Source organism: Clostridium sp. AF02-29 (assembly GCF_934835585.1).
GTDB classification, from domain to species: Bacteria; Bacillota; Clostridia; order Lachnospirales; family Lachnospiraceae; genus Otoolea; species Otoolea fessa.
In genome coordinates, this window is the sequence record NZ_CAKVZK010000032.1 from 19473 (window position 1) to 36024 (window position 16552).

Here is a 16552-nt window from a genome sequence, read left to right on the forward strand (position 1 = left end):
CCTGCGCTTCTTTTCTTGCAGACTCAACCTGTTCCTGTGCTGTTTTCTTCACAGCCTCGATCTGCTCCTGCGTTTCTTTTTTCACACGCTCGATCTGTGCCTGTACCTCATTTTTAGCAGCTTCCGCCTGCTCAGCTGCCTCTTTTGCCGCCTTTTTTGCCGTCTCCAGTTCTTCCTCGCTGACGGTGCGCTCATTGCGGAGACTCTCGAGCTTCATCTGGGTACTGACCATCTCATGTTTCAGACGATATGTCTCTTTTTCCATGCTCTCTTTGTCGGATGCAAGTGCCTTCGCACTCTCTTTTTCTTTAAAATAATCATCCGCCAGATTCAGATAAGTCATAATACTCTGGTAGTCTTCCGGCATTTTCAAAAATCCCGGCTGCGCCTTGAGCTGGAAAATCTTCCCATTCAGATACGTGGCAATCTGCTGTACATATCCTTCCGTCTCACTGCCGCCCAGGCTATACACTTTTCCATCAATTAATACATCTATATACTGTTTTGCCATCGCATTCTCTTCTTTCTATCTATAATAAATATGGTTCGACGTTGTCACGTCACCCACACAGAAATACCACCTTCAAATCAATCAAATATCAAATCTCAGAAATACCGTTTTTTGCTTGATTCCAGGCATACCCGAGATGCCGATACGCTGCTTCGGTCGCCATCCGCCCGCGCGGAGTCCGGTTGAGCAGACCGTTCATCAGAAGATACGGTTCATACACATCTTCCAGTGTCCCAGCATCCTCGCCCAGCGCTGCCGCCAGCGTCTCCAGTCCGACCGGACCGCCGGAAAACTTGTCGATAATCATATGTAAGATCGCACGGTCGTTGTTGTCAAGTCCCAGCTTGTCCACATCAAGGATATCCAGTGCAAAATCCGCGACTTCTTTCGTAATCACGCCGTTGTACTTGACCTGTGCAAAGTCCCTCACACGTTTTAACAGTCGGTTTGCCAGACGCGGCGTTCCTCTCGAACGTCTCGCAATCTCATAGGCGCCCGTCTTATCAATCTCCACATTCAGAACTCCCGCCGTCCGCAGGACAATCGTCTGCAGCTCTTCAGGCGTATAAAAATCCATCTTCTGCACGATGCCAAAGCGGTCGCGCAGCGGCGCCGTCAGAAGCCCCGCGCGTGTCGTCGCGCCTACCAGCGTAAATTTCGGCAGATCCAGACGAATCGAGCGCGCCGTCGAATCTTTTCCCAACATGATATCGATCGCATAGTCCTCCATCGCCGGATAAAGCACCTCTTCCACCTGGCGGTTTAAGCGGTGAATCTCATCCACAAAGAGGACGTCTCCCTCCTGGAGCCCGTTGAGAATCGCCGCAATCTCCCCTGGTTTCTCGATTGCCGGACCGGAAGTAACCTTCATGCGGGTTCCCATCTCATTGGCGATAATGCCGCTAAGTGTCGTCTTTCCCAATCCCGGCGGTCCATAGAAAAGAACATGGTCAAGCGCCTCACCGCGGGATTTCGCCGCATGGATAAATACCTTTAACGTCGATTTGATCCGCTCCTGACCGATATATTCGTCTAAGGTCTGCGGGCGGAGACTTCCCTCAATCCGCTTATCCTCCTCCGTTACCTCGGTTGTAATCGTCCTTCTGCTCATACTTGTTTCCTGTCTTTCCTGTTTTCTCTCTCATTCAATTAAGCCATGACAGTTCCATTTTCTCATATCTGCCACACATTCCAAATTTTCATCTGACGCACAAGCACCACTATTTTCTATGATCCTGCAATTTCGAATGTCCGACACATAGGTTGTTTTACAAAAACGCCAGATATTTCAGCGATGCCTTCAATACCGCCTCGGAATCCATCTCTTCCGTCACATTGGCGCTCTTGACCGCCTTCACCGCCTCGGCATTCGTATATCCCAGCGCCACCAGCGCCTCCACGGCTTCCTTCACTGCATTGCCTGAAAGCCCGTTTCCCGCAGCCGGCGAAACCGCCGCACTGCCATCTAACAGCGGTGTCAGCAGATCCTCTGCCTGCACTTTATCCTTCAAATCGAGAATGATCCGCTGTGCCGTCTTTGCCCCAACGCCCGGTGCACGGGAGATCGCCTTCGCATCCCCAGTCATAACCGCAAGACGCAGATCCTCCGGACGCAGCGCCGACAAGATGCCAAGTGCCCCCTTCGGACCAATGCCGTTGACCCCCAGAAGCTGGCGGAACATCTCCAGATCCGAACGGCTTAAAAAGCCGTACAGGCTCATATCATCCTCCCGCACCTGCAGGTGTGTATATATCTTTACCTCTTCCCCGAGCGGCGGTAAAACTTCCAGCACCGACATCGGGACAAAAATCCCGATCCCCATCATGCCGGACTCGACCACGATACGGTCCTTTGCTTTCTCCGCCAGGATGCCTTTTACATACGAAATCACGGTAAATTCCTTTCTTTTCTCACTGGTTCAAGATCTGGTTCAAACTAAAAAAAGAACGCTTCAAAATGCCTCCAAATCTTCTTTTCAGTATACCATAGCACAGTTTTCATTGCAAGGAAAGTGCAGAATTTCGAACATATATTCTGTCCGGTTGATTGAATTTCATTTTTACACGTTATCGGGAACCTATAAATGAAAAAGCTTTTCAATTGTAATATCAATGATTACAGTCAAAAAGCCTTTCCAAAGGATGAGAATTATTATACTATTTGCATTGTGCAGATATGCACACTCCTGCGCTTTCATCTCGGTAATTGAATTGCCGAGGATTCCCGCTTATTGTCCTAAATCCGACTTATAAATACATTTCTTTTGGATTACTTGGCGCAAATCTGAAAAACCTTGGTAGAATCCGACTCCAATCGCTGCCATCAGTGCATCTCCATAAGCTGCCCCTATGTCTTCCTTTTGTCATTTTGCACAATAAACCATTTTCTTTTTTGATAAGAAAAAGCAATTTTCACAGTTCTTTTTTACGAATCTTTCCGCTTTCAGTCTTTGGAAACTCCTTTAGAAAGACAAATTCGCGTGGAATCTCATAATCTGCCAGTCTTTCTGCCAAAAATTCCCGAATTGCCATATTGGTACAACCACATTTTCCGCTGTCACTTCCGGCAATTTCTTCCCTTTCAGCTTCTTTCTCCCACACAATCCACACTTTCAGATAATCGCGCCCATGCTCATGGACTGCCTTCACTGCCGTCTCTGCCACTCCCGGAAATGTCCGCACCGCCTCTTCGATCCGGAGGGATGACACTTTTCTCCCATTTATGTTGCAGATATCATCATCCCTCCCATCAAAATAGAAGAGTCCCTCTGCATCTGTGTGACCGCAGTCCCCAATCACCGCGTCATTTCCAATTCCAAGAATTCCATACCGCGTTTTTACATGGAAATGGTCGTTTTCAATCCAGACATCCACCTCTGGAAATGCACGGCCAACCAGCGTCGTATCTTCTTTCATCTCACTTCCATGGATATAGGTAATATAGTTCAGCTCGCTGGCGCCATAATACAATGTAATCTCCGCTTCGGGAAATGCCTTTTTAAACTGCACTGCCTCCCCACCGCCCATACTCTGGGAGCCGCTGACAAAAGAAATAATCCGGTAATTGACCGCCTGTTCCCGCTCATAGATACGCCGCAGCGCCCGCAGCTTGACCGGAATCAGATAGACGCAGGTCGCCTGTTCTGCCTCGATCATCCGCTTCCAGAGGCGCGGATCAAAGGAATCCGCCGCAACGACGCTTCCGCCGGACGCAAGCTGCGCCATATAAAGGTTCAGGTTGCCCGTAAACGCCAGGCTCCCCTGCATAAACGTAATGCTTCCCTCTCCCATTTTGAAAATTTTATTCTGAAGCTTAAAAAAATCGTGCCAGCTTTCAAAGGAGCGGAACAATACTTTCTGACGACCGGAGGTTCCCGACGTCATCACACCCATATATGCCCCTTCCGGAGGTGTCACGTCACGCAATTCATCGGAAATTTTTACATCGGACGGTGCAATCACCGGAACCGTATTTCCGTCTCCATATGCCAGAAACTGAATAAGCTGATGCGCGATCGTCGGTTCCTGGATCCAGTGGATGTGACGTTTTCCCTGTTTTTCTTCTATCTCTTTCGGATGTTTCCTTACACGTTCTGCCGCCTCGATGAGCTCCCCGAACGTATAGCGCTCTTTCTCCGTGATCAGGGCTTCCCACTCTGGCGGGTATGCCCGGAGCGCATCCAGATATGTATTTATACGTTGTGTCTGTATTTCTTTCATGATTAATTCCTGTCTTTTACTTATTTTTATATAGAACTTTTTACCAATTTGAGCTTTTAAATTTACCACATTTACTTTTTATATCATTCAAGCACTGTCTTCATCTACTTCATTACTTTCTCCACCAGAATACTGCTTCCGATCCCTCCGGCGGCTGCCACGCAGCACATTCCCAAATGCCCATTTTTATGTTCCAGTGCTTTCATCAGATGCAGCAGAATCATTGCGCCGGAGACTCCATATGGATGCCCATAGGCAAGTGCCCCGCCCCAGATATTATAACGGTCTTCAATCCCCGGAAATGCACGTTCAAATAGAACATCAATAACGGCAAACGCTTCATTGACCTCAAAAGCATCGATCTCCTGATAAGAATGCCCCGTTTTTGCAAGTATCGCCTTAGCAGCGCTGACGGCTGATTTTGGGCTCATCATCGGATCATCCCCGATCGCTGTACCAAACCGGAAACGGCATTCTGCTTTCCGTCCCTGTTCCCGCAAAAACCGTTCCGAACAAAGTACCACAAATGCCGCGCCATCGTGCATCAGGCACGCATTTGCCGCCGTGATTTTCGTGCCATTTGGAAGCAGATACGGCAGGCGGTCGATCAGACGCTGGCTCATTGTCGGACGGATTCCCTCATCCCGGCTGCTGCCGTCGATGGAAACCGTTATATCCTCCAATATTCCCTCTTTGCGCGCCTGCGCCGCCCTCTTATGGCTCCGGAGCACCCAGGTGTCCATCTCTTCCTTAGAGACATTTTCCCGGATCGCAGTCTCCTCCGCGCCCTCTAACATAACCTGCTCGCCGCGCTTTCCCGGCACAAACTGTGCAACCGTATACACCTTTCCACCGTCATACTCCGGATGGTTCGGGGACATCATGCGGTACGGCTGTACCGAAGAACTCTCCATTCCCCCGGCAATGACCAGATCCGCCATCCCGCTCTCAATCTTGGCTGCTGCCGCGCTGATCGCCTCCAGCGCCGACCCGCACTGCAGATCCAAAGTAACCGCCGGAATCCGCTCTGGAAACCCTGCCGAAAGTGCCGCCAGACGCGTGATATTGCCGCCTCCCCCGACCGCATTTCCTCCTATTATATAGTCGATCGCATCGGTTGGAAGCTCAAATCGCGAAACCACCTCCCGCAGCACCTCCGCCCCCAGCTTTTCCGCCGGGATATGACGGTACATTCCATCTTTCACCCCGACGTAACTGCGCAAACCGCCCAGAATATATACGTGATTCATACTTTTCTCCTGTTTTTCTTCTATTCCTAATTAAAATTAAAGGGATGCGGCAACGGACTCCTCATGCCTCCTGGCTGCATTTCTGCACTAAAAGGCTGATTCTGTTCACTACCACATCCCATCTTTATTTTCTATCTAATTTCCAAATAAGCCCGTCCGCTTCAGCGCCTTTCCAAGTGCTACCGCTGCCACACACTTAACGATGTCCAGCGGAATAAACGGAATTATCGACTGCACGATAACTGCACCCCACGGCTGTCCGGTCACGTGTTTCATCCAGCCTGCACCGAATGCGTAAATCACCGGAATACCAACTACAATCAGGAACGCTGTCTGGAATGCAACATTTTTCCATTTCCGGCAAAACAGGGAAATCAGGAACGCTACAACCAGAAATCCGATATAGTAACCGCCGCTCGGTCCAAGCAGTTTTCCCGGTCCTGCGCTTCCGCCGCTGAATACCGGCACGCCGCATAAGCCTAACAGCAGCCAGCTCGCCATAACTAAAATGGTATCCTGTGGTGCAATCAGCAGACCGATCAGGTTGACAATCATCGTCTGCGCTGTGATCTTTGCATCCGAAAACGGAAGCGGAATCGCAATATACGAAGACACACTGATAAGAGCCAGCATCATCGCCAAAAGTGTAAGCCGCTTCGCGCTCCATGCGCCGTGTACGTTCACTGCACTTGTCTCTGAACTCATTATATATACCTCCTCAGTGATAAAATTCTAAGCCGTGTAATGCATTTTCCTATGAATCACACACAGAGAATCTTTGCTAGAAAAGAGTATATCGGAATTTCAAGGGATTGTCAACCTTGTTTTTATAAATGGTTTACATATGCACCCATAGCTCCTCTGCACCCACTTTATCATCGGCATCCCTATTTTTCTGTAATCGAAAGAATTTCTTTTCCCTCTTGCTTCGTTCTCAGATACACCGCGTTTCTTCCCTCCTGCCCCGAATCCGACAGATATACCTCCTCATCAGGACGAAGTGGGGCAAGAAAACGTACTTCCAGAGCGGTCTGTCCCTTCATCCAGCCCTTCTTCCACAGACGAAGCAGGCAGGCATTCATAACAAGAAACCCCGGCAGAACTGCCGCTTCTCCCTGATGGATCGGATTGGTATCTGCCGCCTCCCGGAGATATTCTTCCATCTGGCTGCGGCTAAATGCCAGCGTATCATCATCCTCACTTCCCAGTTCCGTAATTGCTTTCATGAGCGGCATTTTCTCTTTTTCCGGGACAAGGACGCTCTGGCGCGGTTTTACCAGCAGCACTTCCATCTCCTCATTTTCCCGTTCCTTTTCCTCCTCCGCTACCGCTATGCGGACCCGGATTGCCGAGCGACCTTTTTTGATGATTTCTGGAGTTAATTTGGTATGGCAAAACTCATTCTCCCCCTGTTTGGGCTGCCAGTCCAGATGAAGTGTAGTTGTGCCTATCATCCAGCCCTCGTATCCTTCCAATGTGGAGAGAGCGCGCTCAAAGCAAAGAAGCTTCTTTTTCAATCTATCATTCACGGTATTTTCGACCTCTTCGTTATAAATTGTAAATCTGACTCGCATGCACTTTTCTCTGCTCATTATACTAGATCTGTTCCAGAATCACAATATCCGAATCTCCCGCGTCTCCCCCTGATCCACCGGAATAAATCGGTCTTTTAAGCCCGGCGTCAGCCAGATCGTGCCGCTCTCGTCAATCAGGACTGCCTCATAGTCCTGATGCGCCGCCCAGTGTGCCGCTGCCTTTTCCCGTCCCATGACAAACAGGGCGGTCGAAAGCCCATCGCAGCGCAGTCCGCACGGTCCAATGATTGTCACAGAAATCAGCCCGCTATGCGCCGGCGCCCCAGTGGACGGATCCATGATATGCCAGTAAATTGTTCCGTCATCATCCGTGAAATAGCGCTCATAGCCGCCGGAGGTAATGACCGCCTCATCCTGCACCCTGACTCCGCCCAGATAGCCGTCGCTCTCCGGATCTTTGATGCCGACATACCATTTCTCGCCATCCGGTTTTGTTCCGATCGTCTGGATATTGCCTCCAAGACTGAACAGTGCGCTCGTCACGCCGTCCCCCTTCATGGTTTTTACCACCTCATCCCCGGTAAATCCCTTTCCGACGCCGCCTAGATCCACCATCATTCCCGGCTCGATCGACGCCGTATCTGCTTCTAAACCGACCAGACGATAATCGACCGATTTAAGCAGGCTTTCCCGCTCGCTCTCACTGGGGACCCGGTAATTTCCCGTTGTAAATCCCCAGCTTTGCACAACCGGGTAAATCGAAATATCGAGCGCACCATCTGTTTCTGCTCCCAGCACCAGTGCCTCCTGCATCAGATAACGCGTATCCGCTGAAAGTTCCGCTGTTTTCTCCTGGTTCAGATGAAAAATATCGCTGTTTTCCTGCGTTGTCGAAAACTCCCCTTCCAGCTCTTCCACCCGCCGTTTCACTTTTTCCTGCAAATTTGCACTTCCGCCGTAGGCGTCAAACTGCATCACAGTATCCATCGCAAACACCGTCCAGTTCTGCCCTTCTCCCGGATTCTGGTTCGAATTTGAGGGATTTTTCTCTAAATTTTCGTTTTTTTCTACTGCTGCCACATTTTCTGCCGTCTCTTCCGTAGACGCAGATAAACGAGGACGGTCATTCTGGACCGTCCCCGTTTGATCCGGCTGCGATGAAGCACCGCAGCCACACAGCAGCAGAGTTAATAAAATCCACCACTTCTGTTTCAATTTTTACTCCTTTAAATACAACTACTCTTCTTCAGAAACAGACTCTTCTTTCTCAGAAGCATCGCCTTTACCTCCGTCGGATTCTTCCTTATCAGAAGTATCATCTTTTACGTCACCGGTCTCATCCTTCTTGGAATCGTCACCAGTTTCGCCGGATTCATCTTTCGAATCATCCTTGTCAGCATCGCCTTTATCTGAAGTTTCGTCTTTCTTCTCATCCGAAGTATCCTTGGACTCGTCCGAATCCTCTTTCTTGTCCTCGTCTACTTCCGGTGCCTTGTTCGCATCGTCTGTCTCGTTCTTCTTATCGCCATCCGGTACATCTGCCTTGTTTTCGTCATTCGTCTTCGGCTCTTCCGGTGTCGTGTCCTCTGCCGGTGTTTGCTCCGGTGTGGTTACTCCCTCGGTTGGGGTGGTGACGATCTCGCTTGGGAGGACTTCGTCGGCAAGAAGCGTTTTGGATTCCTTGATTAATTTCCAGTTTTTATCAAGTTTGCACTCAATCGTTCCGTTATTCTTAGTGTAGATAAGAATTTCATTATCCTCTTCTTCACTCAATCCGGACGCTGAAACCTTTAAACAATCATAATTATCATTGCTATAAGATGTATCCGTTGCATGCGGTGCAAACTCACCACTTCCAAGGAACGAAGAAACGGATGCCTTGCTATACTCTGTTCCATTCACCTCAACCGAATCAATCTCCTTTAAGAAGGTTTTTAACTTTTCTCCCTCAACTCCATTGAAGCGAATCAGTAAATAATCTCCTGTCCAACCACTCTCTTTTACAACACTGGAAACCTCAATTTCTGTATCTGCTTTCTGGCTCTCAACTGTAACCGTGATCGACTGATTCTTGTAACCTTTTGCTTCGATCACAACCTCATTCAGACCACTATCCAGTGCGCTTGTCTGAATTGTCAATGTTGTACCATTTACTGCAAATCCAAGCGCAACATCTTCCTCCGCATCATTGCCAGTTACTTTTACAGACTTAATTGCTTTCAGATACTCTTCATCACCAGTCAGAACCAGCGGTTCTCCCTCATCAACCGTAGTGCTGCCTGTCAGTTCCGGTGCTGGAAGCAGTTTCTCTTCGTTACCCGCTAACTTCATATCCTTTGTAACTGTAAAGGTAAGCTCTTTGTATCCTTCTGCCTGGATCGTTACGTCGGTGCTTTCTTCGGTGCTGAAACCGTCTAAAGTGAAATCGATGCAATCAAAATCCTGTACATTGTTATATGGATCATCTGCATCTGTCATCTTCCATGTAGGGTTATACGAACTAAGGCTGTAAGCAGCTTTCGTATACTCTTTATTTCCAACCTTCACGGACGTAATCTTAGTCAAGTAGTCTTTTACACTCGTTCCCTTTGAAGCTTTAAAAGAAGCACGTCCAAAATCCGGATCAAATGACCAACTGGCTTTATGTTTGCTAAACTCCACTACTTCTGGAGCTGCCATCTCTTCCTTAATTTCTTCCTCTTCCTTCTCAACCACAAATTCACATCTCAGGGCCTCTGTGTAGTAATTCGAACGAAGTGTCAGTTTATAAGTTCCCGGCTGAACCTGGTGAAGAATCAGCTTCTTGCCATCCCCGGATACTTCATAGTAAACATCGTTGCTACTGGACACGCCCTTCGTGTAGATATTTCTCTCAACCGCATCTTCCTCGTCAGAAAGCAGGGTAACAGATTTCAGGTTCTTCAGGAAATCTCCCTTGCTGCCATTAACGGTAAATTCAGCATTTGCAAAATAGTAGGTCTTATTAGAATCTTCTTTTTTCTCAGCTGCAAACGCCTCTTTATCATCCGCATAATCAACGTTCAGCGATAAATCGTTTTCCAGCACCTTATCGTATGTAAATGCGATACTCTGGCTCTTATATCCCGTTGCATCGACAGTCAACTTATACTCCTCACCAGCCTTGAATACATCCGCCTCAATGGTAATGGTGCCTGCTTCTTTATCGATGGAATATTTGTCCTTGCTGAGTGCCTGCCAGTTTCCGTTGACAACGATACTCTGAACCGCCTCGATATACTCTGTATCCTCTGTCTGCAGGACTACCGGCTCGCCCTCTTTGTTCTGTACAACTGTAATCGCCGGTGCATCCTGACGGGAGAAGTTTCCATTGTACTGGATATCGCCGAGCAGACCATCTTCGAGAACCTCTTTTGCCGTTGCCGGATGATTCGGATCCAATGCTCCATTTTCACGGTAATCTGCAAATGGAAGCATTCTGTTCTCTTCGTATTTCTGATTCTCGCTCTTATTTACGTAGTCTGTCCATCTGAAGAAATCATCATCTCCAGTATCAAAGACTGCATCCGGAATCGCATTGTACCACCACTCCATCACTGCCTTGGACGCATCATTTTCCATCTTGGTCTGTTCAAGGAGATGTGCATTTACAAGCAGATCGGAATCAAAAATCAGGTTTGCAGAGATTGCAGAGCTTCCTGAGCTGCTGCCGCTGGAGCTTCCACTTCCGCTGGAACCAGTCGATGCGGTGCTGATACCGTCGAATCCGTATGCCGCCATTTTCTGGCCATTGGTCTGTTCCTTCTCTTTTACCGGCTCTGCGCCCGTTGTCACCTTGAAGCTCTTGGAGAATGACCGGAAACCATTTGCATATACCGTGATCTTGTAATTGCCCTTGTATGGCAGATGGTCTGTATTATCATTGTACAGAACAAATAAATCCTGGCTGTAGAGATACCAGTCATCGAGCATCTTAAGGTCGCTTACTGTTCCGTTCGGATCTTCCAGGGTCACACGCTCGATCGGTGTCTCAATTGCGTATACCAGATCGCTGACTGCAAAATGGAGATTCTTACCGGACTGCGGTGTTTCCTTAAGCTCCAGCGTCGGTACTGTCTCATTGACGACATGAATCGGGACGAGCGCGGAACCGCCTGCCGACGATACAACCCGCACATAATAACGTCCATTATTGTAGAAATTGCTCTGTCCTGTCTGGATAGTCAGCTGTCCAACGCGTCCCTGTCCGTGCGCCACATTCTTTTCACTGTCAAATACGAGGCTTGAATTGATTGTGTTCTTCTGCTCATCGTATTCAACCAGCTCCAGTTTGCGGATGCCGTCAAACCACTCTTTTTCCTCGTCTGTATTATAGTTAAACAGAATGGTAACGGCTGCTTTTCCATTTTTTGGAAGAACCGCATCCGGCGAATAGCTCGGATGAGTCTGTTTCTCTTCATTCAAGTTATAAGTAGTCTTTTTCGGAGAAATGCGGGGATTTCCGTTTTCATCGTAATTGGTCAGATAATAGTCCCAGTAAGCAACTGACTCATGCGTCAGAATCTTCTCAGGCAGATAGCCGTCGTTTTCCTCATATACAGCATCTTCCTGGCTCTCATTGCTCAGAACCACCGTCTCTTCCTTTGCCGCATCTTCTTTGCTGCTGACGGTTACTTTGCCCGGCGTACCGAGAAGCGCCAGTTTTGCCATACTTCCGTCATCTGTGATCGGCGTTAAAAGATTGGTTACATCTTTTCCATCGACCTTAACGACCGTATTGCCTGCATTGTATCCCTCATCAAATGCGATCGGAAGCCACCAGCCCAGGGAATTTACTTCGGTAAGCTTTGTCTTCGTCTCATCTACCAGCGAAACCATCTGCGGCTTGTCTGGATTTTCAGTGTTTCCGTTATCTCCGGCATTTCCGCCATTCTGATTTCCGTCATTCCCGGAATTACCGTTATTTCCAGAATTACTGTTATTTCCGGAATTACTGTTGCTTCCAGAGCCCCCCGAATGGCTGCCGCCGGAACTGCCGGAATTCCCCGAACCGCCTCCTGATACGCTGCTTCCGTTGCCGTCTGCTGCCGGGCTGCTCGCATAACCTCTATCCGCACGGGTCTGGACCTCTCCATTTTCATTGACCCACTGTCCATCCGCATTGACGCTGTAGCCGTCCGGCGTCCGACCTTCGGTGTGCATCTGACCATAGTTTTCTGCACTCAAGTTATCAAAATAATAGCATTTTCCATCAATCCACTGCCATCCGGTCACGGTCATACCTTCCGTTCCATCGGATGCAGTGCTGAAGAAATACCATTTTCCTGCATTGTCCTTCCACCAGCCGCGGCGCATCTGTCCTTCCACGCCATCGGCAGTTGTGTTCATATAGTACCGGCGTCCATCGACGGTGATCCATCCAGTCATCATCCGTCCGGTCTGCGGATCCAGATAATACCAGCCGCTCTCGGTCTTGACCCATCCAGTCTTAAGCGTTCCGTCCGTTCCCTGATATTTCCAGTCCTGTCCTTCCTGAATCCAGGCGCCGGTCTGTACTCCGGACTCCGATGCCGGTCCGGTTGAAGCATAAGCAGTACCTGCCTGCGCCGCCGCTAACACGGTTACCGCTGCCAGAATTGCCTGCCGGGATCTTCCCTTACCTTTCATACATATTCCTCCATATAATCTTTTGTAATATCTTACTCTCCGCACTGGATTAGGCATCCCTAACTCAGGCAGCCGAGGAGGTTAGTATACACTAATCTAATAAAATCTGTCAATTATTTAAATCTGTTTAAAAATGAGAATTTTTATCTATTTTTAATTGAATTTTATTCTCAATAAAGCATTACTTTTTTAGTTGCTAAAACTAACATGCAAATTTCTTTTTCCATTCAGCACATGTTAAGTCTCATTTTGCAGCGATTTTTTCCGCCTTTTTCCCTGATATTGCCTCGCTTGCCATGAATTTTAAAAAAACATATTTTGAGAATTTTTTTCTGTTTGCTTCATTTCGTATATTTTTATCCTTTTCGCACATACTCCATCTGTAAACATTTTGTCCCATTCCAGTCCCTTCGCGGTCACTGATATTGGCTTCTCTGATAGGAGATTTACACGATGCAGATTTCTTCATCCATTGAAAATAACCGGACTTTTTTTCAAAAAAAGCTCCGACCGGACATCAGTTTTGATGTCGTAGATCGGAACCTGATGATCGGCGGGCGCGATGCCTGCCTCTATTGTATTGATGGTTTTACCAAGGACGATACGCTTTTAAAAGTGCTGCAGGCGATGAGCAGCATTGAAACCGCCCAGATGCCTGACAATGCAAACGATTTTGCCGCCCTCTACCTCGCCTACGGCGAAATCGGGCTGGAAACGGATTCGGACGCGCTGATTATCCAGCTTCTCTCCGGTGTTCCTTTTCTTCTGATCGACGGGTATGCACAGGCACTCACAATAGACTGCCGCACCTATCCCGCCCGCGGAGTCAGCGAACCTGAAAAGGATAAGGTATTGCGCGGCTCGCGCGATGGTTTTGTCGAAACCCTTGTGTTCAATACGGCTCTGATCCGGCGGCGCATCCGCGATCCAAAGCTGCGGATGGAAATCATGAATATCGGGGAAAGTTCGCACACCGATATCGCCATCTGCTACATGGAAAACCGGGTGGACACCGAACTTTTAAACCGCATCCGCACCCGGATTCAAAAAGTGCATGTCGATGCCCTCTCGATGAACCAGGAAAGCCTTGCCGAATGTATTTATCCGCACAAATGGTTCAATCCGTTCCCAAAATTTCGTTTTTCAGAGCGTCCGGATACCTCCGCTGCCTCGATTCTGGAAGGAAATATCATCATTCTGGTGGACAATTCGCCATCCGCAATGATTCTGCCATCCTCTGTTTTCGATATCATCGAGGAAGCCGACGACTACTATTTTCCACCGCTGACCGGCACCTATCTGCGCCTGTCGCGCACGGTCATCTTTTTTCTGACCTTATTTCTGACACCGCTGTGGCTGCTTTTTATGCAGAATCCCGGCTGGATCCCGGAATGGCTCGCTTTTATCCGTGTCACCGACGAGATCCATGTGGCGCTGATCTATCAGCTCCTGATCCTGGAATTTGCCATCGATGGTCTGCGGCTCGCGGCAGTCAACACCCCCAGCATGCTGACGACACCGCTCAGTGTCATCGCCGGTATCGTGCTTGGAGAATACTCGGTCAAATCCGGCTGGTTCAACAGCGAGACGATGCTCTATATGGCGTTCGTCACGATCGCCAACTACTCGATGACGAGCTTCGAACTCGGCTACGCACTCAAATTCATGCGCGTCCTGCTCCTGATTCTGACCTTTTTCCTCAATCTCTGGGGCTTCATCGCAGGAACACTCATTGCCGTCGGCTGCCTTGTCTTTAACCGGACAATCGCCGGAAAAAGTTATATTTACCCGCTAATTCCATTTCACTGGAGTGAATTAAAAAAGCGGCTGCTCCGGAACCGGCTGCCGCATGAGGAGAAAAACGGGTAAGAATGTCGCATAAAATGTCCGCATACCCACAACTGCCCGGATGGTTCCGGGTACTGGCTGTGGTTTATGCGGACATTTTAACTTCTATATCTATCTTCTATTTTTCTTTCTTATACACTACCCCTTTCAGCACCTCCAGCGCCTCCTCATACCGCTCTGCCCCCATCGAGGCACAGGACAACAGGAGCTTCGGATATCCCTCTTGAAAATGATGCTCCTGTTTTTCCAAAAGACTCCCGACCGACTCCACCGGGCGGACGGCGACGCCTGCCTGTGCCGCACGCCCAGCAATTTCCGCCGATGTAAGCGGGCTGTCAAGCTCCATGAGAACCAGAAAACCGGCATCGCCCAGATGCGTTCGCGCTTTTTCTCCAAAAATGCGCCGCACCGCATCACACAAACACTTTGCCTTTGCCGCGTACAATTTCTTGGACTTTCGGATCTGGCTTTCCAGATGTCCGTCCCGGATAAACTGGCAGAGGGCAATCTGCTCTGCCTTGGACGCCGTCTGGTTATAAAAACGCCCCCGATCCTGATACCGTTTCAGCAGATCCGGCGGCAGGACCATGTAGCTCATGCGGATCGATGGCAGAAGCAGCCTTGAAAATGTCCCCAGATACACGACGCCCCGCCCGCCGGAAAGCCCCTGCAGGGACGGTGTCGGGCGGTTATAATAGCGGAACTCACTGTTGTAATCGTCCTCAATAATCAGCATATCCTCGCGCGCCGCATCCTTTAAAAGCTTCATCCGGTCACCCACCGGCATGACCTCGCCCCAGACTGTCATCTGCGATGGGGTCAGATAGCAAACACTTTTCCCTGTATGTCTCATTGCCTCTGACATCTGTTCGGATAACCCTGTTTTCATCTCTCTTGCACATACATCTGGCTTTTCTATTCCGCACAAATCCTTTTTTGAGGACTCAATCCTCCTATCATTATTTTCCCAATACTCTCTTATATCCCCGGTCCGAAACCCATAATCCTCAAAAATCTGGCGTCCCTGCCGGAACGACGGATTAAAAAACCATGCGCTGTTCCGCTCCCGCAGCATCGGGCATAAAATATGCAAGAGACTCTGCACACCCGCCCCCACTACGATACTGTCCGGCGTACAGATCACATTGCGGTGGCGCCCCAGATACGCACAGAGCGCCTCCCGGAATTCCCGCTCTCCCTGCGGTTCACCATAAGAAAGCAGCCGTTCATCCTGGCGCAGAGCGCTCTTGACATAGCGCCGCCATAAATCAAACTGGAAGCTCTCCCGATCCACATTTGAAGACGCAAAATCATACCGGATTTCCGGGCGTTCCTCCTGATGCGGCACACCATGCTCTATTTCCTCCCGGTTTGCAGCCGCCAGCACCGCATCCGTTACATAAAACCCGCTCTGCGGACGCGAAATGATATAGCCATCCGCCGCCAGCAGCATATACGCCGTCTCCACCGTCGTCCGTGAAAGCTGCAGCTGCAGGGAACATTTGCGGATCGACGGCAGCTTCGCTCCCGGCTTCATCTGCCCGGACACGATCAATTCTTTGTAATATTCATATACTCTCAGATACCGGCTCTGTCCCGGTTCGCTTAAATTCAGTTCCATCGTATTTCCTCTATCTATTTATGTAAACGGCAATGCACCGCATCGATCATCCGCATCATCCCATATCCCAGACAACCGCCCTCTTTCCGTCTTCACAATATTTTTCATCTCCACCACTTGTACCCCTTATATCCAACTGCCTTCCTCAATTATACCGTTTTCTCCTGCTTATAGGCAATCCCCAAAATTGAGTACTGTTACTGTTCACGCATACGTGCCCATTAACGGAAATTCCGAGGAAGAAATCAAAGAGCCGCTTCTTCCTAAGAAAGAAGAGATCCCCGCATATCCTCTCCACAAGGCTGTTCTATTAAATCCTCTATACAGATTTTTATTTTTCATTTGCGTTGATTTTTCACAAAAATACGGATATAATATATTATAACAAGGATTTAGGAGGTTGTTTTATGCTGATTCAATT

At 48.9% G+C, this 16552-nt stretch carries 12 protein-coding genes; 1 reads left to right on the forward strand and 11 read right to left on the reverse strand.

The window, feature by feature from the left end; translation table 11 throughout:
• The 10 genes from PUQ60_RS08900 to PUQ60_RS08945 all read right to left on the reverse strand — a co-directional run.
• Positions 1–511: cell division protein ZapA (locus PUQ60_RS08900; RefSeq protein WP_273482936.1), on the reverse strand; the 511-nt coding region annotated here is incomplete at its 3' end.
• A gap of 88 nt (positions 512–599) precedes the next feature.
• Positions 600–1622: a Holliday junction branch migration DNA helicase RuvB gene (gene ruvB, locus PUQ60_RS08905; protein WP_107001650.1), complete on the reverse strand. Its 1023-nt coding sequence runs from the start codon at positions 1620–1622 to the stop codon at positions 600–602.
• A gap of 157 nt (positions 1623–1779) precedes the next feature.
• A complete protein-coding gene (gene ruvA, locus PUQ60_RS08910) occupies positions 1780–2403 on the reverse strand; it encodes a Holliday junction branch migration protein RuvA (RefSeq protein WP_022360178.1) in 624 nt (207 codons plus the stop codon).
• A 520-nt stretch (positions 2404–2923) separates the two neighbouring features.
• A complete protein-coding gene (locus PUQ60_RS08915) occupies positions 2924–4231 on the reverse strand; it encodes an AMP-binding protein (RefSeq protein WP_273379832.1) in 1308 nt (435 codons plus the stop codon).
• A 104-nt stretch (positions 4232–4335) separates the two neighbouring features.
• Complete coding sequence (locus tag PUQ60_RS08920; protein ID WP_273379833.1) at positions 4336–5481, reverse strand: acetyl-CoA C-acyltransferase; 1146 nt, start codon at positions 5479–5481, stop codon at positions 4336–4338.
• A gap of 135 nt (positions 5482–5616) precedes the next feature.
• The gene (locus PUQ60_RS08925) at positions 5617–6186 is read right to left on the reverse strand and encodes a biotin transporter BioY (protein ID WP_022360190.1); all 570 of its coding nucleotides are present in this window, start codon (positions 6184–6186) and stop codon (positions 5617–5619) included.
• Between the two features lie 182 nt (positions 6187–6368).
• Complete coding sequence (locus PUQ60_RS08930; protein ID WP_146143928.1) at positions 6369–7010, reverse strand: hypothetical protein; 642 nt, start codon at positions 7008–7010, stop codon at positions 6369–6371.
• 84 nt (positions 7011–7094) lie between these two features.
• On the reverse strand, positions 7095–8231 hold the full coding sequence (locus PUQ60_RS08935; protein WP_273379836.1) for an FAD:protein FMN transferase: 1137 nt from the start codon (positions 8229–8231) through the stop codon (positions 7095–7097).
• A 21-nt stretch (positions 8232–8252) separates the two neighbouring features.
• A complete protein-coding gene (locus tag PUQ60_RS08940; RefSeq protein WP_273379838.1) occupies positions 8253–12662 on the reverse strand; it encodes a hemoblobin-interacting domain-containing protein in 4410 nt (1469 codons plus the stop codon).
• 244 nt (positions 12663–12906) lie between these two features.
• On the reverse strand, positions 12907–13062 hold the full coding sequence (locus PUQ60_RS08945; protein ID WP_273393219.1) for a hypothetical protein: 156 nt from the start codon (positions 13060–13062) through the stop codon (positions 12907–12909).
• A gap of 53 nt (positions 13063–13115) precedes the next feature.
• Here PUQ60_RS08945 and PUQ60_RS08950 point away from each other — a divergent pair, with 53 nt between their 5' ends.
• On the forward strand, positions 13116–14531 hold the full coding sequence (locus PUQ60_RS08950) for a spore germination protein (RefSeq protein ID WP_022360194.1): 1416 nt from the start codon (positions 13116–13118) through the stop codon (positions 14529–14531).
• Between the two features lie 97 nt (positions 14532–14628).
• On the opposite strand, the gene PUQ60_RS08955 is transcribed toward PUQ60_RS08950, so the two are convergent.
• Entirely contained in the window at positions 14629–16131 is a 1503-nt protein-coding gene (locus PUQ60_RS08955; RefSeq protein WP_273379840.1) for a PLP-dependent aminotransferase family protein, read from the reverse strand.
• Positions 16132–16552: the final 421 nt, after the last annotated feature.